This window comes from Microbacterium sp. GXF7504, assembly GCF_054798235.1.
Map to the genome: position 1 here is coordinate 300456 of NZ_JBSJZI010000001.1, position 20929 is coordinate 321384.

Consider the following 20929-nt stretch of genomic DNA (forward strand, 5'->3'; position numbering starts at 1 on the left):
GATAGGGACGCGCCTGTGTTCGATTCTGTGTCCATCTCTGCGCTGACAAGCGCCCTGGACGGCCTCTCGCAGCGGCAGAACGCGATCGCCGACAACATCGCGAACGTCAACACCCCCGACTACCACGCCAAGCGCGTCGCCTTCGAGGAGGCCCTCGCCAAGTCGGTGGCCGCCGGTGACGGCCGGGTGCAGGCGACCGTCGGCGAGTCGTTGGAGCCGACGCGCACCGACGGCAACAACGTCAACCTCGACACCGAGACGCTCTCCAGCGTCGACACGCTGCTGCGCTATCAGCTGGCGTCGCAGACCCTCAGCGGCACGTTCTCCTCGCTCCGCTCGGCGATGCGGACCGCCTCATGACCTTCGACGCGATCGGCATCGCCGGCACCGGCCTCAACGTGCACCGCAAGTGGCTCGACGCCATCAGCGACAACATCGCCAACGTCAACACCGCGGTCTCGACGAACGACGACGCCTTCCGCGCCCGCTACGTGGCGGTGGCGAACAGCGACGAGTCCCCCGGCGTGTACGTGGCCGGTGTCCGCCTCGGCGACGCGGAGGGACGCCTCGTGCACGAGCCGGACAACCCGCTCGCCGACGCCGACGGCTACGTGCGCTACCCCGACATCGACTTCGGCGATCAGATGAGCCAACTCATCCTCGCGCAGCGCGGCTACCAGGCCAGCGCCGCGGTGGTCGACCGTGCCCGCTCCGCCTATGAGGCGGCCCTCCAGATCGGACGCAACTGATGGACGCCGTGTCGGGCATCGAGGCCGTCGGCGGCCTCTCCTCCCTCGTCTCCCCCACGCAGTCCTCCGCGACCCGCTCCACCGACGGCTCCGCGTTCGCGGCGAGCATCACCGGCGCGATCGACGACGTGCGGGCGCTGCAGTCCGAGGCCTCCGACCTCGCGGTCAAGGCCGTCACCGGTGAGCTCGACGACGTCCACTCCGCGATGATCGCCTCCACGCGCGCCGCCGTCACGCTCGAGCTCGTCGCGGCCGTGCGCAACAAGGGCGTCGACGCGTTCAACGAGATCATGCGGATGCAGGCCTGATGCCCACCGCCGTCAAGGGAGTGCTCGACCGGCTCAAGCAGTTCGTCGCGGGCTTCTCGGTCGCGCAGCGCACGATCGCGCTCATCGGCGCGGCGGTGCTCGTCATGGGCGTCGTGGCGCTCGGCGCATGGCTCAGCCGCCCTACGCTCACGCCGCTGTTCTCGGGGCTCAGCGCCTCCGATGCGAACGCGGTCGTCGAGCAGCTGCGCTCCGCATCCGTGCAGTACGAACTCACCGACGGCGGCAGCACGATCCTCGTCCCGCAGGACGCGGTCTACGAGCAGCGCCTCGTCGCCGCGGCCGCCGGCCTGCCGAGCTCCAGCTCCGAGGGCTATTCGCTCCTCGACGAGATGGGCGTCACGTCGTCGGAGTTCCAGCAGTCCGTCACCTACAAGCGTGCGATCGAGGGCGAGCTCGCTGCCACGATCGGTTCGCTCGAGGGGGTCTCGGCCGCATCGGTGAAGCTCGCGATCCCCGAGGAGAGCGTCTTCGTCTCCGAGGCGGTCGAACCCACCGCATCCGTCTTCGTGAAGACCCGCAACAACGCCACGCTGTCGCAGAAGCAGGTCGAGGCGATCGTGCACCTCACCGCCGCGGCGGTGTCCGGGATGCCGCCGGCCAACGTCGCGGTCGTCGACCAGTCCGGCAACACGCTCTCCGCCGTGGGCGTCGACGCCGCGGGCGGGGTCGACCAGGCCGCCGGCGACTACGAGACCCGCGTCGCCGCGGGCGTGAAGAAGCTCCTGGAGACCGTCGTCGGCCCCGGCAAGGCGACCGTCACGGTCATCGCCGACATCGACCGGTCCGTCACCGAGCAGCTCAGCGAGGTCTACACCCCCGCCGAGGGTGCGCCGCCCGCATCCGAGCAGGTGCGCACCGAGACCCAGACCGGCGGCACCGGCGGTGCGGGCGTGCTCGGGCCGGACAACATCGCCGTGCCGGACGGCGCCGACGGCGCCTACGAGTCCAGCGAGGAGACCCGCAACAACGTCATCAACAAGACGGTCGAGTCCCGCACGACGCCCGCCGGCTCCGTGACGCGCCAGTCCGTGTCGGTCGCGGTCGACACCGAGGCCGCGGAGGGCGTCGGCATGGCGAAGCTCCGCGAGCTCGTCGCCTCCGCCGCCGGCATCGACACCGACCGCGGCGACCAGATCACGGTCGAACTCGTCCGCTTCTCCAGCACGGATGCGGAGGCGGCCCAGGCCGCGCTGAAGGCCGCCGAGGAGGAGGCCGCCGCCGAACGGAACGCCGCGATCCTGAAGACCGTCATCGTCGTGGCGGCCGTGCTGCTCGTGATCGGCGCGATCGCCGCGTTCCTCATCGTCCGCGCCCGCCGCCGGGCCCGGCCGGTCGAGGAGGAGTTCGACAAGCTCTTCGGCGACCGTCCCCCGCCGCTGTCCGCGCTCCCCGCGTTCGACACGGCCGCAGCCACGGCGACGCCGCCGACCCCGCCCGCCGCGGAGCCGCCGACCGTGCCGATGCAGCTCGACCTGCCGGCCGCCGAGGAGACGGTGGCACTGGAGATCGACCCCGACCCGGGTCCGGCACCCGCGCAGATCAGCCTGCAGCGGCGCCGCGCCGAGATCGACGCGCTGGCGCGCACCGACCCGAAGCGGACCGCGGACCTCCTCCGACGGCTCCTCGACGAAAGGCAACCGGTGTGACCGAGCTGACCGGACGCCAGACCGCGGCGGTCGTGCTGATGAACCTCGACCGCGCCCGTGCGGTCGAGGTGATGAAGCACCTGTCCGAGCCCGAGGCGGAGGCGATCGCCACCGAGATCATCCAGCTGCAGCACCTGGATGCCGAGACCACCGCACGCGCCCTGTCGCAGTTCCACCGCATCGCCAGCGGCCAGCTGCCGCCCGGTCGCGGCGGCCGCGAGGTCGCGGTGGGCCTGCTCGAGGCCTCGTTCGGGTCCGAGCGCGCCGCCGCCGTGCTCGGCCGGGTGAGCTCGTCCGAGGACGACTCGTTCGACTTCCTCGGCGCGGCCGACCCCGAGCATCTCGCGACCCTGCTCGACGGCGAGCTGCCGGCGACCGTGGCGCTCGTGCTCGCCCACATGCCCGCCGACCGTGCCGCGACCGTCTTCGCGGCCATGCCGGAGGCGACCCGCACCGACGTCGCACAGGCCCTGGCGACCATGGGCACCGCCACGCAGGAGGCGATCACGATCGTCGCGGAGGCGCTGAAGTCCCGGACGGGGCTGTTCGCCGCACGCAAGACGCCGGAGAGCCTCGGCGGCGTGGTCCCCCTCGTCGAGATCATCAACCGCTCCGACGCGAGCATCGAGAAGGCGCTGCTGGAGAGCATCGAGGACCGCGACAGCGCGCTGGCGGAGGACATCCGCTCGCGCATGTTCACCTTCGCCGACATCGTGAAGCTCGAGGACCGCGACGCCCAGCGGGTGCTCCGCGGCACCGACATCCGCTCGCTCGCGCTGGCGCTGAAGGGCGCGAACCAGGCGATCACCGAGGTCATCCGCCGGAACGTCTCGGAGCGCAACCGCGAGAACCTCGACGACGAGTCGAAGGCGCTGGGTCCGGTGCGCATGTCGCAGGTCGAGGAGGCCCGCGCCGAGATCGTCCGCACCATCCGTGCGCTCGAGGCGGCCGGCGAGATCACCGTGCAGCGCGTGGACGAGGACGAATATGTCTACTGAGGCGTTCGCCCCCGCGGTCTTCCCGCCCCTGCAGCCGCCCGCGGTCTCCGCGGAGCGCGAGCAGGCGCGGGTGCGGGGCTACGCCGAGGGGCACGCCGAGGGATACCGCGCCGGGCTCGCCGCGGCGGCCGTCGAGGCCGAGCGCACGGCCGCCGCGCACGCGCGTGCCGAAGCGGCGCGTGCCGAGGACGCGACGCGCGCGATGGCCGTGCTGGCGGCTGCGGCCCGGCAGCTCGCGCAGCGGATCGACGAGCTCTCGGATGCGGCGGAGCACCGCATCCACACCGCCGCCGTCGAGCTGGCAGAGCTCATCCTCGCCACCGAACTGGCCGACCGCGGCGCGTCGTCGCGTGCGGCCCTGCGGCGCGCGTTCGCGGCGGTCGACGCCGGTGAGGCGCTCGGCGTGCGGCTGCACCCGGATGACCTGGCCGTGCTCGAGGCCGCCGGGCTCGACGTCGAGGGCGTGCCGCTCACCGCCGACGAGACCTTGGCACCCGGCGACGCGGTCGTCATCGTGCCCGACGGGCTCGTGGACGCGCGGGTGGCGGGCGCGCTCGAGCGGGCGCGCGAGGTCGTCGAGGAGTCGCTGCGATGAGCACCTGGGGCGCGGTCCTGGACGCCGCCCGGCCGCTGCGGCTGGGAGAGGTCTCGCGGGTGCGCGGCCTGTCGGTCGAGGTGCGGGGGCTGCCCCGCGCGGTCGGCGACGTCGTCGTGCTCGAGGGCGGGGTGCGCGCGGAGGTCGTGGCCACCGGCCGCGACGGGCTGCGGTGCATGCCGCTCGGCCCGGTGTCGGGGCTCACGGTCGGCGCGCCGGTGCGGCCGCTCGGCGGACGGATGCGGGTGCCCACCGGACCGGGCCTGCTCGGCCGCGTGCTCGACGCGCTCGGCGACCCCATCGACGGGCTCGGCCCGGTCCGCGGGCCCCGTGTCGGACTCGATCACGACACCCCGTCGATCATGGGCCGCGACCGGATCGACACCCCGCTCTCGCTCGGCGTCCGCGTGCTCGACACCATGACCACCGTCGGTCGCGGGCAGCGGGTGGGCCTGTTCGCGGGGTCGGGGGTGGGCAAGTCGTCGCTGCTGTCGATGATCGCCCGCGGCACCGAGGCCGAGGTGAGCGTCATCGCCCTCGTGGGCGAGCGCGGCCGCGAGGTGCGCGAGTTCATCGAGGACGACCTCGGGCCGGAGGGGCTCGCCCGGTCCGTGGTCGTCGTCGCCACGAGCGACCAGCCCGCGATGGCCCGCATGCGGGCGGCGTTCACCGCGACCCGCATCGCCGAGGCCTACCGCGACGAGGGCGCGCATGTCGTGCTCATGATGGACTCCCTCACCCGCGTCGCGATGGCGCAGCGCGAGATCGGCCTCTCGGCCGGCGAACCGCCCGCGACCCGCGGCTACCCGCCGTCCACGTTCTCCCTGCTCGCGGGGCTCCTCGAACGCGCCGGCACCGACCGGGGCGGCTCCATCACCGGGATCTACAGCGTCCTCGTCGACGGCGACGACCACAACGAGCCGATCGCCGACGCCGTGCGCTCGATCCTCGACGGGCACATCGTGCTGGACCGGTCGATCGCGGTGACCGGTCACCATCCGGCCGTCGACGTGCTGGGATCGGTGTCGCGCGTCGCGTCGAAGGTGACCGCGCCGGACCAGCGGGCGATGGCATCCTCCCTCCGCGCGGTGCTCGCCGCCCGCAAGGTGGCCGCCGACCTCATCGACATCGGTGCGTACCAGCACGGCGCGAACCCGAAGGTCGACGCGGCGCTGGCGAACGAGCAGCAGATCTCCGCGTTCCTGCGTCAGTCGCTCGACGAGCGGGCGGATGCGGCCGACTCGTGGCGGCGGCTCGCGTCGCTCGTGGCGGCGTTCGGGGGTGTCGCATGAGCGGGTTCCGGCTGGACGGACTCCTCCGCGTCCGCCGCATCCAGGAGCAAGCCGCGGCCGAGCGCCTGTCGCGCGCGTCGGTCGCCGCGAACCAGACCGCCGCGCACGACCGCCGCGTCCGGGCCGCCCTCGCGGCCACGGATGCGGACGCCGCCGATGTGCGTTCGCTCGCGGCGCTCGCGGCCTCCCGCGTCGCCGCCCGGGCGATGCTCGCCGAACTCGACGCCCTCGCCGAGCTGCAGGCGCAGGAACTCGACACCGCCCGCAACGACCACACCCGCGCCCGCCGGGCGGTCCGCGGCCTCGACCGGATGGCGGCCGCGCACGAGGTGCGTCGCCGCGCCGAGGAGGCGCGCGTCGAGCAGGCCGCGCTCGACGAGATCGCGAGCCGCGACGCCCACGAGGAGGACCGATGACGATCGTGACCGCGACCGATCTCGCCGCCCCGCGCCCCGCCGGGACCGGGCGACCGGGGTCGTCCGCCGCCGCGGACCTGTTCGCGCAGGTGGTCGGCGCCGTGGCGGGGGACGCGGAGGCGCTGCTCGGCGATGCCGCCGCGTCCCCCGACCTCACCGGCGCGCTGCTGCCGGAGGGGACCGTCGCGGAGGAACACCGGGACGCGCTCCCGGACGCGGCGCCGGGCGGGTACCCGACCCTGCCCACGCCGAGTGCGCCCGCGGTCGAGCCCGCGCTCTCATCACCGCTGCCCCCGCAGACCGAGGACGCGCCCACTGCGGACACCCCCGAGGCGCCGGCGTCCGCGACCGAGGCCGCGGTTCCCGCCGTCCCCCCTGCCCCGACGCCTCCGGTCCCCGCCGACTCCGCTGACTCGACGCCTCCGGTCCCCGCCGTCTCCGCGACTCCCGACCCGTTCGCGTCCGTGCCGGACGCCGAAGCCGAGGTGTCCGAGACCACCGCCTCGCGCCCTGCACCGGTCTCACCGACTCCCGTGGCGGCAGCCGCAGCCGCCGCGCCCGCCGCCCCGGCGCCCGCCGCCGCATCCGTCTCAGCCGTGCCGACGCCCGCACTCGCGACCGCGCCCGGCGCCGACACCGCACGATCGGGCGCCGAGCAGGTCTCCACCGCGGCTGCCCCGCTCGTCGCCGACACCGCACCGGAACCGCTCGTGCCCGTGGCACCGGCGACGCCCGCACCGGTCGGGACGATCGCCCCGACGGCACCGGCCGCCCCCGTCGCCCCGCCGCCCGCGGTCCGCGTGCCGATGCAGCCGCAGCCGGTCGCGGAGGCCGTCGTCTCGCTCGCCTCGGCGCCCGACGGCGACCACCGCATCACCGTGACGGTCTCGCCCGAGCGGCTCGGACCGGTGACCGTGCGTGCGACGGTCCACGGCGGCACGATCCACATCGACCTCACCGCGCCGACCGACGCCGGCCGCGAGGCGCTCCGCGCGATCCTCACCGACCTCCGCCGCGACCTCGCCGCGGCCGCCCCGCAGGCCTCGCTCGCGATCGCCGACGGCGACGCACCCGCGAGCGCGCAGGGTGATGCGGACTCCGGTCGCGGCGACACCGCCGACGGCCGCGCCCCGCACTCCCGGCCCGCGGTCGCGGCCGAGGCCTCCCCCCGCATCGCGGCGCCCGCCGCATCCGTGCTCCCACCTTCCGGCGTCGGCCTCGACGTCCTCGCCTGAACGAGAGGAACCCATGACCACCGTCGACCCCATCTCCGCCACGTCGGGGCTGCAGACCGGCAGCACCACCGAGGCGACCGCGCGCAAGACGACGCTCGACGCCGAGGTGTTCCTGAAGCTCCTGGTCACCCAGCTGTCGAACCAGGACCCGAGCTCGCCGCTGAACACGAACGAGATGATCGCGCAGACGACGCAGCTCGCGTCGATGGAGCAGCTCACCTCGCTCACCTCGACGACCTCCGAGGCGTTCGCGCTGAGCATGCGGCAGACCGCCGCATCCCTCATCGGCAAGCAGGCGCAGTACATCGACGAGGACGGCAGCACGAAGTCCGGGCTCGTCGCCTCCGTCTCGTTCTCGACCGGCGTGCCCACCATCAACATCGGCGGCACCGCCATCCGTCTCGACGCCGTCACCGGCCTCGCCGCAATCTCCTGACCTCAGAGAAAGGCATCACCCATGCTCCGATCCCTCTACTCCGGCATCTCGGGCCTGCGTTCGCACCAGACGATGCTCGACGTGACCGGCAACAACATCGCCAACGTGAACACCACCGGGTTCAAGGCCTCCGCCGTGCAGTTCCAGGACTCGCTGTCGCAGCTCGTGCGCAACTCGATGCTGCCGCAGCAGGATGCGGGCGGCTCGAACCCGGCGCAGGTGGGCCTCGGCGTGCAGGTCGCCGGCATCACCACGAACTTCGCGCAGGGCGCCGCGCAGTCCACCGGTGTGCCCACCGACCTCATGATCTCCGGCGACGGGTTCTTCGTCGTGCGCTCGGGCGGCGAGACGCTGTACACCCGCAACGGCGGGTTCTCCTTCGACACCACGGGCCGGCTCGTCACCGCTGACGGCGCCCTGGTGCAGGGGTGGACCGCGCAGAACGGTGTGATCACGGCGGGCCAGGCGCTCGGCGCGATCACCCTGCCGGTCGGTGCGATCGCGGCCGCCACCCCGACCGCCGGTGCCCGCGCGGCGGGGAACCTCCCCTCCGGCACCGCCGTCGGCGAGTCGCTCATGCGCGACATCGAGGTCTACGACGCCGAGGGCGGCACCCGTTCCCTCGAGCTCACCTTCACGCGCACGGCGAGCGGGTGGGACGTCTCGGAGCCGGGCGGCGCCGTCACCTCGCTTGCGTTCACCGACGGCCGCCTGACCGGTCCGGCCGCGATCGTCTCGGGCGGCGTCACGGTCGACCTCTCGGCGGTCACCGGGTTCGCCGACGTCAACACGATCGCGATCGCCGAGCAGGACGGCCGCGCCGCGGGCACGCTGAGCTCGTACGCCCTCGCCGAGGACGGCAGCCTCATCGGCACGTTCACGAACGGCGAGACCGCGGTGCTCGCCCGTATCGCGATGGCGAACTTCGTCAACCCGGGCGGGCTCGAGAAGGCGGGCTCCTCGCAGTACCGCACGAGCGTCAACTCGGGCCAGGCCACCATCGGCGTCGCCGGCTCCGACGGCTTCGGCTCGCTCGTCAGCGGCGCGCTGGAGATGTCGAACGTCGACCTCTCGCAGGAGTTCACCAACCTCATCGTCGCCCAGCGCGGCTTCCAGGCGAACGCCCGCATCATCACCACGAGCGACGAGGTGCTGCAGGAGCTGACGAACCTCAAGCGCTGACCCTCGCCGCGGCGCCGCGAGCACCGGCCACCGCGGGCACCGGCCACCGCGAGCACCGGCCACCGCGAGCACAACTGCGGAGTTCACGGCCGACACGCCGTGCCCACCGCATCCGCCACCGGCGTGTCGCCCACCGACTCCGCAGTTGTGCACGCCCGACCGGCCGCACGCCGCGCCCCACCCACACTTGCGCACGACACCCTCGAGTGCGCAGACCGGCCGCTCCGGCACCCCGGCCGCGAGTGCGCACCCGTTTCGCGAACGAGCACCCGATCGGGTGCGCACTCACGGAACGGGTGCGCACTCGCGTCCCGACCCGGCTCCCGGGCACGCGGATGCTGCGAGCCCGCTGCCGCGCCGTGCGGCCGCCACCGCGAGCACAACTGCGGAGTTCACGGCCGACACGCCGTGCCCACCACATCCGCCACCGGCGTGTCGCCCACCGTCTCCGCAGTTGTGCACGCCCCGCCGGCCCCGGCCCCGGGCTGCGCCGCCGGCCCCTCGGGCACAGCACCCTCGAGTGCGCAGACCCGCCGCTCGGACGCCCCGGCCGCGAGTGCGCATCCGTTTCGCGAACGAGCATCCGATCGGGTGCGCACTCACGGAACGGGTGCGCACTCGCGTCCCCGCGACCGGCCCCGGAGGCACGCGGATGCTGCGAGCCCGCGGCCGCGGCGTGCGGCCGCCACCGCGAGCACAACTGCGGAGTCCACGGCCGACACGCCGTGCCCGCCGCATCCCGCACCGGCGTGTCGCTCACCGTCTCCGCAGTTGTGCACGCCCGACCGGCCGCACGCCGTGGCCGACCCACCGCGCCCGCACGCCAACCCCCGCACACCCACCCGCGCACCCCGCACCCCGCACCCGCGCACCCCGCGCCCCGCACGCCGGCACGCGCGACACCCCACCCCCGGCGCTAACGGACCGCACCGGGCTGCCGACAGTCCGTACCGACGGCCCAGGAGGGGCCGCCGCAGTCCGCCCCGGCGACGGGGTGGGACGACCTTTCCAGGATGGAGCCCATGATCGTCCTCACGCGTCTGAACCGTTCCAGGTTCGCGGTGAACCCGGATGTCATCGAGCGCATCCATGCCGCGCCCGACACCACCGTCGTGCTCGTCGACGGCGCCACCTTCGTGGTGAGCGAGACCATCGACGAGGTCATCGACCGCATCACCGGCTACCGCGCCAAGGTGCTCGCGGCCGCCGCGCGGCTGACGAAGGAGGACGAGCTCTGATGGACATCGCGCTGATCCTCGGCATGGTGCTCGCCTTCGGCGCACTGCTCGGCATGATCTCGCTCGAGGGCGCGTCGGTCACCGCGCTGCTGCTGCCGGCGCCGATGCTGCTCGTGTTCTTCGGCACGATCGCCGTCGGCATCGCCTCCGGCACGATCCGCGACGCGAAGAACGCCGTCGCCGCCCTCCCCCGCGCGTTCCGCGGCGACAAGCGCACCCCGGCGAGCATGATCGACTCGGTCGTCGGCTACGCCGAACGCGCCCGCAGCGAGGGCCTGCTCGCGCTCGAGTCCGGCCTCGACTCCGAGGACGACCCGTTCGTGCGCAAGGCCCTGCAGAACATCGCGGACGGCATGGACCCGGAGGAGCTCCGCGTCGTGATGGAGGACGAGATCGGCTCCGCCGCCGCCCGCAACCGGGCGACCTCCAAGTTCTACAGCACGCTCGGCGGGTACGCGCCGACCGTCGGCATCATCGGCACCGTCGTCTCGCTCACCCACGTGCTGGAGAAGCTCGACGAGCCCTCCGAACTCGGCCCCATGATCGCGGCCGCGTTCGTCGCGACCCTGTGGGGCCTCCTCTCGGCGAACTTCATCTGGCTGCCGATCGGCAACCGGCTGCAGCGCCTGGGCGAGCTCGAGCTCGAGCGGATGAACCTCGTCATGGAGGGGATGCTGGCGGTGCAGTCCGGCGCCTCGCCGCACCACGTCTCCGACCGGCTGCAGGCCCTCGTCTCCACCCCGGCCGGCGGCCGTCGCAAGGCGAAGCCGAAGGCCGACGAGGCCGGCGAGGACGAGCCGTCGCTCGAAGAGGCGCTCCTCCCATGAGCGTGCGCAGGCGTCGCCGGGAGGCGGAACCTGAGCACGAAGGACCCGACGAGCGCTGGATGGCGTCGTACCTCGACATGATCACGGTGCTCATGTGCCTGTTCATCGTGCTGTTCGCCATGTCGACGGTCGACAAGGAGAAGTTCCAGGAGCTCGCCAACTCCCTCGCCACCGGGTTCGGCCAGACCGAGACCGAGCGGCGCGACCTCGCCGAGGGCGTGGTCGTGCCGGAGGAGCTCGTCGAGGAGGACGGCACCGGGTTCGCCGACGAGACCGAGGAGCTCGCCCAGCTCGAGTTCGACGAGCTGTCGGCCCTCCGCGAGCAGCTGCGCAGCGAGCTCGCCGTGCGCGGGCTGGAGAGCGCCGCGACGTTCCGGATCGACGAGGTCGGGCTCACCGTCGGCCTCGTGAGCGCCGAGACCCTGTTCGCGACGAACAGCACCCAGCTCACCGGCAAGGCCGTCGACGTCCTGGATGCGGTCGGCAACGTGCTGTCGCAGACCACGAAGGAGATCTCGGTCGAGGGGCACGCGGACTACCGCACCCCGTCCTCGCCGTTCCCGACGAACTGGGAGCTGAGCTCCGGGCGGTCGACCCAGGTGCTGCGTTTCCTGGTCGAGTCCAAGCAGATCCCGGCCACGAAGATCCGCGCCGTCGGCTTCGGCGACGCGCGCCCGGTGTCCTCGGGCACCACCGATCAGGAACTCGCGGCCGACCGCCGCGTGGACATCGTCGTCCTCTCCGATGCGAGCGAGGAGGTGCGTCACCTCGTCTCCCGGGTCGCCCAGACCCAGCCCGCATCCTGAGACCGTTCCCGGTCTCCCCTAACGCGCGCCGATCGCCTCCCGACAGTAGAGGACGTGGTGATCGAGGACAGCGCGCGCTCGGGCGTGCCCGCGCAGGCGCAGCCCCAGCGGACCGAACCCGAGGTGTACGACTTCGGTCGTCCGGCGACCCTCTCCCGTGAGCACGCCCGCGTGCTCGACCTGTCGCTCGAGACGTTCGCCCGGCAGTGGGCGAGCCAGCTCTCCGCCCGCACCCGCAGCCGCGTGCAGCTGACGGTCGACGAGCTCGCGATGCTCACGTACGACGAGTACGCCGACTCGCTGCCGCCCACCACGATGGTCGTCACCTTCGCCCTCCCGGGCGAGGACGCCCGCGCGATCCTGCAGTTCCCGGTCGCGACCGCGGTCGGCTGGATCGTGCAGATGCTCGGGGGCAGGAACGCCCCGCAGTCGCCCGACCGTGTGCTCACCCACATCGAGCAGGCACTCACCCGGGCCCTCGCCACCGAGGCGATCGAGACGCTCACGATCTCGCTCGGCGGGCTGCTCCCCGCAGGTGCGACCGTCGCCGGCATCCACTACAGCGTCCCGTTCGCGCAGGCCGCCGCTGCGGGCGACCTCGTGATCGTGTCGCGGCTCACGCTCCGTCTCGGCGACGACGCGGTGCCGGCCAGCCTCGTCCTGCCCGCACCGGTCGTGCTCGCCGGGTTCAGCGCACAGGGAGAGACCGCCGCCCCCGTCTCGCCCGGGCTCATGCGCCGCCAGGTCGAGTCCACCCCGGTCGGGCTCGCGCTGCGGCTCACCGCGCGGTCGATGCGCCCGAACGAGGTGCTGAACCTCGCCGTCGGCGACGTGCTGCCGCTCCCCCACGCCGCCGACCGCCCCCTCGACCTCGTCGTCGGCGACCAGGTCGTCGCGACCGCCGCCGTCGGCACCAGCGGCGCGCGCCTCGCCTGCGTCGTCACCGCCACCGCATCCGCCCCCGCATCCGACCAGGAGTCCGCGTGACCAGCACCACCGCCTACGAGACCGCCGTCGCCGCAGCCTTCGCCGCCCGGCTCCCCACCGCCGGGGTCGTGCACGCCCGTGCCTCGCAGGGATCGGGCGCCGCCGGCGCCGCGGTGCTGGCGACCTTCGTCGGTGAGGCGAGCGCGGAGCTCGCGGTGCAGCTGCTCGACGAGCAGGCGCTCGTCGACGGCCTGGCCGACACGCCCCTCACCACGCGCCTGCGCGAATCCCTCGAGGCGGCCACCGCCGCGCTCGGCCACGGGGCGCTCGGCGAGGCCGTGCTCGGTGACGCGTCGGCGACGTTCGCGAACCCGGCCGCGCAGGTGTTCGACCTCGTCGACGACGCCGACCGCGTCATCGGCCGCATCGCGGTGCGCATCACCCATCAGCCGCTGACCACCGCGGCGCCCACCGGGCGCCTCCACCGGATCGCGGGCGTCGAGATGGAGCTCACGGTCGAGGTCGGCCGCACGCGCATGGCGGTCCGCGACGTGCTCGAACTCGAGCCCGGCCGCATCATCGAGCTCGACCGGTCCGCCGGCGCCCCCGCCGACGTCCGCCTGAACGGACGCATCATCGCGCACGGCGAGATCGTCGTCGTCGACCAGGACTACGCCGTCCGCATCACGCGGATCCTCGAGAACGCCGAGGTGTGACCCTGGACGATCTGCTGCTGGCGCTGCGCGTCGGCGTCTCCCTCGCCGCGGTGCTCGGGGTCATGTGGTACCTCCAGCGCCGGTTGTCCCGTCGCGCACCGCGCACGCGTGCGAAGGCGCCGATCACCGTCCTCGGACGGCAGGGCGTGGGCGCGAAGGCGCAGATCGTCATCGTCGAGGCAGACGGCGTGCGGTACGTGCTGGGCGTGACCGAGCACGGCATCACCGTGCTCGACCGCGGCGACGGTGCGACGCCTACGGCCGCATCCGAGCCCGCGCGCACCGAGGCGCCCGCGTCGTTCGAGCAGATCCTCGCGTCCACCTCGCAGGGGTTCGACGAGACGCACGTGCCGCGGCTGCGCGAGCGGCGGCGCCACGACCCGCTGCGCGGCTCGATCCTCTCGCCGCAGACCTGGCGCGACGCCTCGGAAGCGATCCGGCGCGCCCGATGACCCTCGTCCGGCGCGCTCGTCGCGGCCGGGCGCTGCACCGCCCGGCCGTCGCCCTGGTGGCGGTGCTGCTCGTGGCGGCCGTGCTCGTGCTCCTGGGCGCCGGGCCGTCGTGGGCCTCGGTCGTGCCGCCCGACGCACCGGAGGCTCCGACCTCCCCCGATGTGCAGCCCTCCGGCGTCACGATCGACATCAACGGCGTCGACGGCACCCCGTCGGCGTCGATCCTCACGCTGCTCGGCATCACGGTGCTGTCGGTCGCGCCGGCGCTGCTGCTCATGGTCTCGTCGTTCACGAAGATCTTCGTGGTGCTGGCGATGACCCGGAACGCGCTGTCGCTGCCCAGCATCCCGCCGAACCAGGTGCTCGCGGGCCTCGCGCTGTTCCTGTCGCTGTTCATCATGTGGCCGGTGCTGATGGACATCAACACGGTCGCGCTCCAGCCCTACCTCGCCGGCGACATCACGTTCGAGCAGGCGTTCGAGCTCGGCCAGGTGCCGTTGCAGCAGTGGATGCTGGGCTACACCCGCGAGGAGGACCTCGCCCTGATGAGCCGGGTCGCCTCGCAACCGAACCCGACCGACCCGTCGGACGTGCCGCTGTACACGCTCATCCCCGCGTTCATGATCTCGGAGCTGCGGGCGGCGTTCATCATCGGCTTCGTCATCTTCGTGCCGTTCCTGGTGATCGACATCGTCGTCTCCGCCGCGCTCATGTCGATGGGCATGATGATGCTCCCGCCGGTCATCATCTCGCTGCCGTTCAAGATCCTGCTGTTCATCCTCGTGGACGGCTGGGGGCTCATCATCCGGTCGCTCCTGGAGAGCTACGGGGGTGTCGGATGAACCCGGAGGCCGTCCTCGACATCGGCACGCAGGGGCTCATCCTCGCGGCCAAGCTCGCGGCGCCGCTGCTCATCACCGCCCTCGTGGTGGGCCTGGCGATCTCGCTCCTCCAGTCGATCACGCAGGTGCAGGAGGTCACGCTCTCGTTCGTGCCGAAGTTCGCCGCGGTCGGCATCGCCCTGCTGGTCACCGGCAACTGGATGATCTCCGAGATCGTCACCTTCACGAACGAGATGTTCGCTCGCATCCCGATGCTGCTCGGCGGGGGATGACGTGTTCATCCCGATCGACATGGCCGTGCTGGAGGGGACGCTGCTCATCGCCGTGCGCGTGACCGCGTTCCTGTTCATCGCGCCGCCGTTCTCCTACGGCGGCTTCCCCGCCCGCATCAAGGCGATGCTCGCGGTGGGCCTGTCGATCCCGATGGGGGCGGCCTTCGCGGGCGATCACGAGAGCCTGGACACCGGGCCGTTCCTCGGCGCGCTCGTGATGCAGCTGCTCATCGGGGCGCTGCTCGGGTTCCTGGTGATGGTCTGCTTCTCGGCCGTGCAGTCCGCGGGCAACCTCATCGACACGTTCGGCGGGTTCCAGCTCGCGCAGGCGTTCGACGTGTACTCGATGGTCAACGGCGCCCAGTTCACGCGCCTGTTCCAGCTCACCGCGCTCGCGCTGCTGTTCGCCTCGGGCGGCTACCAGCTCATCATCGCGGGCCTCGCCCGCAGCTTCGAGGCGGTGCCCCTCACCGGCACGATCGCGGTGTCCGAACCCGCGCAGCTGCTCGTGCACGCGGTGTCGCAGATGTTCGTCGCCGCCCTGCAGATCGCCGGCCCGCTCATCCTCGTCCTCTTCCTCGCCGATGTGGGACTCGGGCTCGTCAGCCGCGTCGCGCCGGCGCTGAACGCGTTCGCCCTCGGCTTCCCGCTGAAGATCCTCCTCACGCTCACCCTCGTCGGGATGACGTACCTCGCCCTCCCCGGCATCGTCGACGCCCTGGTGTCCGACAGCCTCGACCTCATCCGGGGGGTGGGGCGATGAGCGACACCGACAGTGGCGAGCGCAGTGAGAAGGCGAGCGACCGGCGCCTGCGCGAGGCTCGCCGGAAGGGCAAGCTCTCCCGCAGCCAGGACCTCACCGCGTGGCTCGCCATCGCGGCCGCCGTGGTGACGCTGCAGGCCACGCTCGCCGCCGGCACGTCCGCCGCCACCGGGCAGTTCCTCGCCGTCGGCGGTGCGGTCACCGACCCGACCCCCGTCCGCGCCGTCGCGATGCTCGGCGAGGGGCTCTCCAGCATCCTGCCCACCCTCGCGCTCATGCTGGTCGCGGTGGCGATCGTCGCGATCGCGGGCGCCGCCATGCAGGGCGGCGTGCACCTGCGCCCGCTCACCGCCCGGGTCGAGCAGTTCAATGTCGTCGCCGGGGTCAAGCGGATCTTCGGGATGCGGTCGCTCTGGGAGGGCGCGAAGGCGCTGCTGAAGACGGCGGCCATCGGCATCGCACTGTGGGTCATCGTGAGCGGCCTCGTGCCCGTCCTCGCCGCGAGCGGCGCGTTCTCGATCTCGCGCCTGCTCGCCACCGCGGCCGGTGGCATCATGACCGTGCTGTGGGCGGCGATCGCGGTCGGCGTCGGCCTCGCGCTCGTCGACGTGTTCGTCGTGATGCGCCGCAACCGCAAGCACACCCGCATGACCAAGCGCGAGGCGCGCGACGAGCACAAGCACTCCGAGGGCGACCCGCTCATCCGGCAGCAGCGGCGCTCCCGCCAGCTCGCGATGAGCCGCAACCGCATGATCGCGGCGGTCTCCGGCGCCGACGTGGTGCTGGTGAACCCGACGCACGTGGCGGTCGCGCTCCGCTACGAGCCGGGCAAGTCCGCCCCGCGCGTGGTCGCCACGGGCGCGGGCGTCGTCGCCGACCGCATCCGCAAGGAGGCGACGACGCACGGCGTGCCGATGGTGCGCGACATCCCCCTCGCCCGGGCCGTGCACGCCGCGTGCCGGCTCGGCGACGAGATCCCCGAAGAGCTCTACACCGCCGTGGCCCACGTGCTGGTGTTCGTGGCGGCCCTGCGCCGTCGCGGCGCCGCGCGGGGCGTCCACACCCTTCCCCCGAGGAGTGCGACATGAGATCGGTCCTGAACAAGTCCGCCGTGCCGATGGGGGTGGTGGGCATCCTGCTGCTGCTGGTCGTGCCCGTGCCGCCCTTCCTCATGGACGTGCTCATCATCGTGAACATCATGTTCGCGCTGCTCATTCTGCTCACGACGATGTTCGTGAAGAAGCCGCTCGACTTCTCCGTCTTCCCCTCGCTCCTGCTGGTGGCGACCCTGTTCCGGCTGGGCCTGAACGTGGCATCCACCCGCCTGGTGCTCGGCGAGGCGTACGCCGGGCAGGTCATCGAGGCGTTCGGCGAGATCGCGGTCGGCGGCTCGCTCATCATCGGCGCCGTGGTCTTCCTCATCCTCGTGGTCATCCAGTTCGTGGTGGTCACGAAGGGCGCGGAGCGCGTCGCCGAGGTCGGCGCGCGCTTCACCCTCGACGCCATGCCGGGCAAGCAGATGGCGATCGACGCCGACCTGAACGCGGGGCTCATCACCGACGCGCAGGCACGGGAGCGCCGCGCGGAGGTGGCCGCCGAGGCCGACTTCTACGGCGCCATGGACGGCGCGTCGAAGTTCGTCAAGGGCGACGCGATCGCCGGCATCGTGATCATCGTCATCAACCTCGTCGGCGGCATCGCGATCGGCATGATGCAGCACGGCATGTCGATCGACCAGGCCGTGAGCACGTACAGCCTCCTCACGATCGGTGACGGACTGGTCACCCAGATCCCGGCGCTGCTCATGGCGGTCTCCACGGGCATGATCGTCACCCGCTCGAACGCGGAGTCCGAGATGGGCAGCGAGGCGGCCTCCCAGCTCACCCAGTCGCGAAACGCCCTCACGATCGCGGGCTGCGCCGCGATCGCGCTGAGCCTCATCCCCGGCATGCCGATGCTGCCGTTCCTCGCCGTCGGCGCGCTGCTGCTGTTCGCGGCGCAGCGGGTGCGGGCCTCGGCGAAGCGCAAGGCGCAGGACCAGCAGGATGCGGCGGCCGCCGTGCCCGCGGCATCCGAGGGTCCGGAGGAGCTCATCGAGCAGATGCGGGTGCACGCGCTGGAGATCCTGCTCGCCCCGAACATCGTCGATCTCGTCACCGGTGGGCCCGACGACCTGCTGGCGCGGGTCAAGGCGCTCCGCCGCCGCATCGCGCTCGATCTCGGGCTCATCGTGCCGCCGGTGCGCACCCGCGACAGCATCGAGCTCGGGCAGTCCACCTACGTCATCCGGCTCGCGGGGGTCGAGGCCGGCCGCGGTACCGCCCCGCCCGGATCGCTTCTCGCGCTGGGGCCGGGCCTCGAGTCGCTACCCGGCACCGCGGTCAACGACCCGGTGTTCGGGCTGGAGGGCAGGTGGATCCCGATGGAGCTGCGGCACAGCGCCGAGCTCGTCGGCGCGACCGTCATCGACCGGGCGAGCGTCATCATCACGCACCTGTCGAGCGTCATCCAGTCGGGTGCGGCGCGCCTGCTCAGCCGCGAGGACGTGCGGCAGATGACCGACTCGCTGAAGCAGGTGTCCCCCGCGGCGGTGGAGGAGCTCACCCCGGGGCTCCTCTCCCTGGCCGAGATCCAGCGCGTGCTGCAGGGCCTCCTCGCCGAGCGGCTGCCGATCAACGACCTCGGCCGCATCTACGAGGCTCTCGCCCTCCGCGCGAAGGTGTCGACCGATCCGGAGGGGCTCGTCGACGCGGCCCGCGAGGCGCTCGGCCCCGCGGTCGCGGCCCGGTTCGCCGAGGCGGGCGTGCTCCGCGTGATCATGCTGAACCCGCTGCTGGAGCAGTCGATGCTGGAGAGCCTGCGTCCCGGACCCGACGGCACGCAGATCGTGCTGGAGCCGCAGCGGATGGAGGCCGTGATCACCTCGGTGAAGGATGCGGTGGCCGCAGCATCCGCGGCCGACGGCGGCGAGCCGGTGCTCGTGTGCGCGCCGGCGCTCCGCGCCCCGGTGCGGCGGCTGGTCTCGGCGCAGACCGACGGACTGCCGGTGCTGTCGTACACGGAGGCGACGGCCGGGTCGCTCACGATCGAGACGATCGCCGTCGTGCGCGACACCGCGGGACTTCCGGCCGGTGCCGACGGCGGCCTCGCGCACTAGGCTGGTCTCGTGCTGGTGTTGACGAGACGGATCGGTGAGAGCGTCGTCATCGGCGGCGACATCGAGGTGACCGTCCTCGACATCAAGGGCGAGAGCGTCCGCATCGGTGTGAAGGCGCCGCGGGAGACGTCCATCCAGCGCGCCGAGATCCTCGCCGCCGTGAGCGAGGAGAACGCCGCCGCGGCCGCGGACGCCGCCGCCGTGAGCGAGGACTCGATCGCCTCCGCCGTCGGTCGCCGCCAGCGTCCCGCCGGCTGACGCACGCGGGTTCGGGTTCCCGCTGCTTTTGCGCGCTCGCGGAACCGCGCTGCTTTCGCGCGCTCGCGGAACCACACTGTTTTCGCGCGCTCGCGGAACCACACTGTTTTCGCGCGCTCGCGGATTCCCACCTTCGCCGACCCACCCCCTTATCTGCGAGCCACCCCCTTTTCTGCAGCAGAAAAAGGGGTGGGTCGCAGAAAGAGGGGTGGCTCGCGGTGAACGCGCCGCACTGCGCGCACCGCTGGGCACCGGGCGCGACAGCATCCCGCGCGCGCCGCAGCGCCCGCGTGCGCGCCCGAACTCCTCAGTTTTCGTCGCTCAGCGTCGGGGCGGGGCTCCGAGACACCGGTATTGAGGAGTTCGGGCACCTGACCCGCGCGCTGACCACGCGCGCAGCGCCCGCATCCCGCGCCGGGCCCAGTGGCGCCTGGGCTTGACCACGCGAACCGCGGGCGCGGTGCAGGCGCGACCGGATGCGGCGGGTCAGAGCTTGCGGAGGAGCACCCGCTCGACCGCGTGCGATCGGCCCTTCTGCAGCACGAGGGTCGCGCGGTGCTTGGTGGGCAGCACGTTCTCGACGAGGTTCGGCAGGTTGATCTCGTTCCAGAAGTACGCGGCGCGTTCCACCGCCTCCTCGTCGGAGATGTCGGCGAACACCTGGAAGAACGAGTTCGGGTTGCTGAACGCCGCCTGTCGCAGCGCGAGGAACCGCTCGGTGTACCACTGCTGGATGTGGGCGGGTTCCGCATCCACGTAGATGGAGAAGTCGAACAGCTCGCTGACCGCGACGTCGTTCGGCGCCGGGGCCGGCTGCAGCACGTTCAGGCCCTCGACGATGACGACGTCGGGGCGGCGCACGGTGGTGTGCGCGTCGGGGACGATGTCGTACCGCATGTGGGAGTAGAACGGCGCCCGCACCTCTGGCTCGCCGGACTTCACGGCGGTGAGGAACTCGACGAGCGCGCGGCGGTCGTACGACTCCGGGAAGCCTTTGCGGTCCATGAGTCCGCGCCGTTCGAGCTCGGCGTTCGGGTAGAGGAAACCGTCGGTCGTGACGAGCTCGACCCGCGGGGTGTCGGGCCAGCGGCTCATGAGTTCGCGCAGCAGTCGCGCGATGGTGGACTTGCCGACCGCGACTGAGCCCGCGACGCCGACGACGAAGGGCGTGGTGGTGTCCTCGTCGCCGAGGAACGCGCTCTCGTCCGCCCCGAGCCGCTTCGTCGCCTTCGCGTACAGCGACAGCAGCCGCGAGAGCGGCAGGTACACCTCGCGCACCTCGTCGAGGTCGAGCCGGTCGCCGATGCCGCGCAGCTGCACGACCTCCGCCTCGGTGAGCGGCTGCGCCATGCCGGCGGCGAGCCGGGCCCAGTCCGCCCGGGCGATGTCGCGGTACAGGGACAGCGCGAGCGGCGGGCTCTGGACGGGATGCACGGCCCCATCGTAGCGGTGCGCCCGCGCCGCGGGCGGTGGGGTCGGGAACGGCGGATGCGGCGGGTCCGGGCCCGCGATCGCGGCGTCGCCCCGCGGCGGATGCGGCGTCGCGCCGCGGCGATCGGCGCGTCGCATCGCGGCGTCGCCCCGCGGCGATCACGGCGTCGCACCGCGGCGATCACCGTTCAACCTCGCCCTGTAACAGCGTTCCGGCGGCGGGGTGCGCGTCGTAGACTGCATGCACCCCGACGCCCGGCGAAGCCGACCCCCAGCGCCGGCCCGCCGGGCGTCATGAGTGACCGGCGACCCCCCAACGTGGGCGGAGGCCGCGAAGCGTCCGAACGTCACCGGTAGATCGA

General features: G+C 72.8%; 24 protein-coding genes. 23 read left to right on the forward strand and 1 reads right to left on the reverse strand.

Annotation, left to right across the window (positions count from 1 at the left end):
* Positions 1–15: 15 nt before the first annotated feature.
* The 23 genes from ACWAUO_RS01445 to csrA all read left to right on the forward strand — a co-directional run bounded on the left by ACWAUO_RS01445 (position 16) and on the right by csrA (position 19136).
* The gene (locus ACWAUO_RS01445; protein ID WP_460772440.1) at positions 16–360 is read left to right on the forward strand and encodes a flagellar basal body rod protein FlgB; all 345 of its coding nucleotides are present in this window, start codon (positions 16–18) and stop codon (positions 358–360) included.
* Entirely contained in the window at positions 357–749 is a 393-nt protein-coding gene (locus tag ACWAUO_RS01450; protein WP_460772442.1) for a flagellar basal body rod protein FlgC, read from the forward strand. The genes ACWAUO_RS01445 and ACWAUO_RS01450 overlap by 4 nt, the downstream gene beginning before the upstream one ends.
* Complete coding sequence (fliE, locus tag ACWAUO_RS01455; protein WP_460772443.1) at positions 749–1057, forward strand: flagellar hook-basal body complex protein FliE; 309 nt, start codon at positions 749–751, stop codon at positions 1055–1057. The genes ACWAUO_RS01450 and fliE overlap by 1 nt, the downstream gene beginning before the upstream one ends.
* The gene (gene fliF, locus ACWAUO_RS01460) at positions 1057–2724 is read left to right on the forward strand and encodes a flagellar basal-body MS-ring/collar protein FliF (protein ID WP_460772445.1); all 1668 of its coding nucleotides are present in this window, start codon (positions 1057–1059) and stop codon (positions 2722–2724) included. Before fliE ends, fliF begins: the two co-directional genes overlap by 1 nt.
* Positions 2721–3722 carry a flagellar motor switch protein FliG gene (gene fliG, locus ACWAUO_RS01465; RefSeq protein ID WP_460772447.1) on the forward strand — a complete coding sequence of 334 codons (1002 nt, stop codon included), beginning with the start codon at positions 2721–2723 and terminating at the stop codon, positions 3720–3722. Before fliF ends, fliG begins: the two co-directional genes overlap by 4 nt.
* A complete protein-coding gene (locus ACWAUO_RS01470; protein WP_460772449.1) occupies positions 3712–4317 on the forward strand; it encodes a FliH/SctL family protein in 606 nt (201 codons plus the stop codon). The genes fliG and ACWAUO_RS01470 overlap by 11 nt, the downstream gene beginning before the upstream one ends.
* Positions 4314–5609 (forward strand): FliI/YscN family ATPase, encoded by a 1296-nt coding sequence (locus ACWAUO_RS01475; protein WP_460772451.1) that lies wholly within the window; start codon positions 4314–4316, stop codon positions 5607–5609. Before ACWAUO_RS01470 ends, ACWAUO_RS01475 begins: the two co-directional genes overlap by 4 nt.
* Positions 5606–6025 carry a hypothetical protein gene (locus ACWAUO_RS01480; protein WP_460772452.1) on the forward strand — a complete coding sequence of 140 codons (420 nt, stop codon included), beginning with the start codon at positions 5606–5608 and terminating at the stop codon, positions 6023–6025. The genes ACWAUO_RS01475 and ACWAUO_RS01480 overlap by 4 nt, the downstream gene beginning before the upstream one ends.
* Positions 6022–7260, forward strand: coding sequence for a flagellar hook-length control protein FliK (locus ACWAUO_RS01485; RefSeq protein ID WP_460772454.1), 1239 nt, complete (start codon positions 6022–6024; stop codon positions 7258–7260). The genes ACWAUO_RS01480 and ACWAUO_RS01485 overlap by 4 nt, the downstream gene beginning before the upstream one ends.
* Before the next feature lie 13 nt (positions 7261–7273).
* Positions 7274–7696: a flagellar hook capping FlgD N-terminal domain-containing protein gene (locus tag ACWAUO_RS01490; protein WP_460772455.1), complete on the forward strand. Its 423-nt coding sequence runs from the start codon at positions 7274–7276 to the stop codon at positions 7694–7696.
* A gap of 21 nt (positions 7697–7717) precedes the next feature.
* On the forward strand, positions 7718–8878 hold the full coding sequence (locus ACWAUO_RS01495) for a flagellar hook protein FlgE (protein WP_460772457.1): 1161 nt from the start codon (positions 7718–7720) through the stop codon (positions 8876–8878).
* Between the two features lie 1022 nt (positions 8879–9900).
* Positions 9901–10116, forward strand: a complete 216-nt coding sequence (locus ACWAUO_RS01500) for a flagellar FlbD family protein (RefSeq protein WP_460772458.1) — start codon at positions 9901–9903, stop codon at positions 10114–10116.
* Positions 10116–10943, forward strand: a complete 828-nt coding sequence (locus ACWAUO_RS01505) for a motility protein A (protein WP_460772459.1) — start codon at positions 10116–10118, stop codon at positions 10941–10943. The genes ACWAUO_RS01500 and ACWAUO_RS01505 overlap by 1 nt, the downstream gene beginning before the upstream one ends.
* Positions 10940–11749, forward strand: coding sequence for an OmpA/MotB family protein (locus ACWAUO_RS01510; protein WP_460772461.1), 810 nt, complete (start codon positions 10940–10942; stop codon positions 11747–11749). The genes ACWAUO_RS01505 and ACWAUO_RS01510 overlap by 4 nt, the downstream gene beginning before the upstream one ends.
* Positions 11750–11803: 54 nt before the next feature.
* Positions 11804–12736 carry a flagellar motor switch protein FliM gene (locus ACWAUO_RS01515; RefSeq protein WP_460772462.1) on the forward strand — a complete coding sequence of 311 codons (933 nt, stop codon included), beginning with the start codon at positions 11804–11806 and terminating at the stop codon, positions 12734–12736.
* On the forward strand, positions 12733–13392 hold the full coding sequence (gene fliN, locus ACWAUO_RS01520; protein ID WP_460772464.1) for a flagellar motor switch protein FliN: 660 nt from the start codon (positions 12733–12735) through the stop codon (positions 13390–13392). Before ACWAUO_RS01515 ends, fliN begins: the two co-directional genes overlap by 4 nt.
* A complete protein-coding gene (locus ACWAUO_RS01525) occupies positions 13389–13844 on the forward strand; it encodes a FliO/MopB family protein (RefSeq protein WP_460772465.1) in 456 nt (151 codons plus the stop codon). The genes fliN and ACWAUO_RS01525 overlap by 4 nt, the downstream gene beginning before the upstream one ends.
* A complete protein-coding gene (gene fliP, locus ACWAUO_RS01530; RefSeq protein WP_460772467.1) occupies positions 13841–14686 on the forward strand; it encodes a flagellar type III secretion system pore protein FliP in 846 nt (281 codons plus the stop codon). The genes ACWAUO_RS01525 and fliP overlap by 4 nt, the downstream gene beginning before the upstream one ends.
* The gene (gene fliQ / locus ACWAUO_RS01535; RefSeq protein WP_460772469.1) at positions 14683–14958 is read left to right on the forward strand and encodes a flagellar biosynthesis protein FliQ; all 276 of its coding nucleotides are present in this window, start codon (positions 14683–14685) and stop codon (positions 14956–14958) included. Before fliP ends, fliQ begins: the two co-directional genes overlap by 4 nt.
* A 1-nt stretch (position 14959) precedes the next feature.
* A complete protein-coding gene (locus tag ACWAUO_RS01540) occupies positions 14960–15721 on the forward strand; it encodes a flagellar biosynthetic protein FliR (protein WP_460772470.1) in 762 nt (253 codons plus the stop codon).
* Positions 15718–16809, forward strand: coding sequence for an EscU/YscU/HrcU family type III secretion system export apparatus switch protein (locus tag ACWAUO_RS01545; RefSeq protein WP_460772472.1), 1092 nt, complete (start codon positions 15718–15720; stop codon positions 16807–16809). The genes ACWAUO_RS01540 and ACWAUO_RS01545 overlap by 4 nt, the downstream gene beginning before the upstream one ends.
* Positions 16806–18878 carry a flagellar biosynthesis protein FlhA gene (locus ACWAUO_RS01550; protein ID WP_460772474.1) on the forward strand — a complete coding sequence of 691 codons (2073 nt, stop codon included), beginning with the start codon at positions 16806–16808 and terminating at the stop codon, positions 18876–18878. Before ACWAUO_RS01545 ends, ACWAUO_RS01550 begins: the two co-directional genes overlap by 4 nt.
* A gap of 9 nt (positions 18879–18887) precedes the next feature.
* On the forward strand, positions 18888–19136 hold the full coding sequence (gene csrA / locus ACWAUO_RS01555) for a carbon storage regulator CsrA (protein ID WP_460772475.1): 249 nt from the start codon (positions 18888–18890) through the stop codon (positions 19134–19136).
* Positions 19137–19622: 486 nt separating this feature from the next.
* Here csrA and coaA read toward each other — a convergent pair whose 3' ends face one another.
* A complete protein-coding gene (gene coaA, locus ACWAUO_RS01560; protein ID WP_460772477.1) occupies positions 19623–20570 on the reverse strand; it encodes a type I pantothenate kinase in 948 nt (315 codons plus the stop codon).
* Positions 20571–20929: the final 359 nt, after the last annotated feature.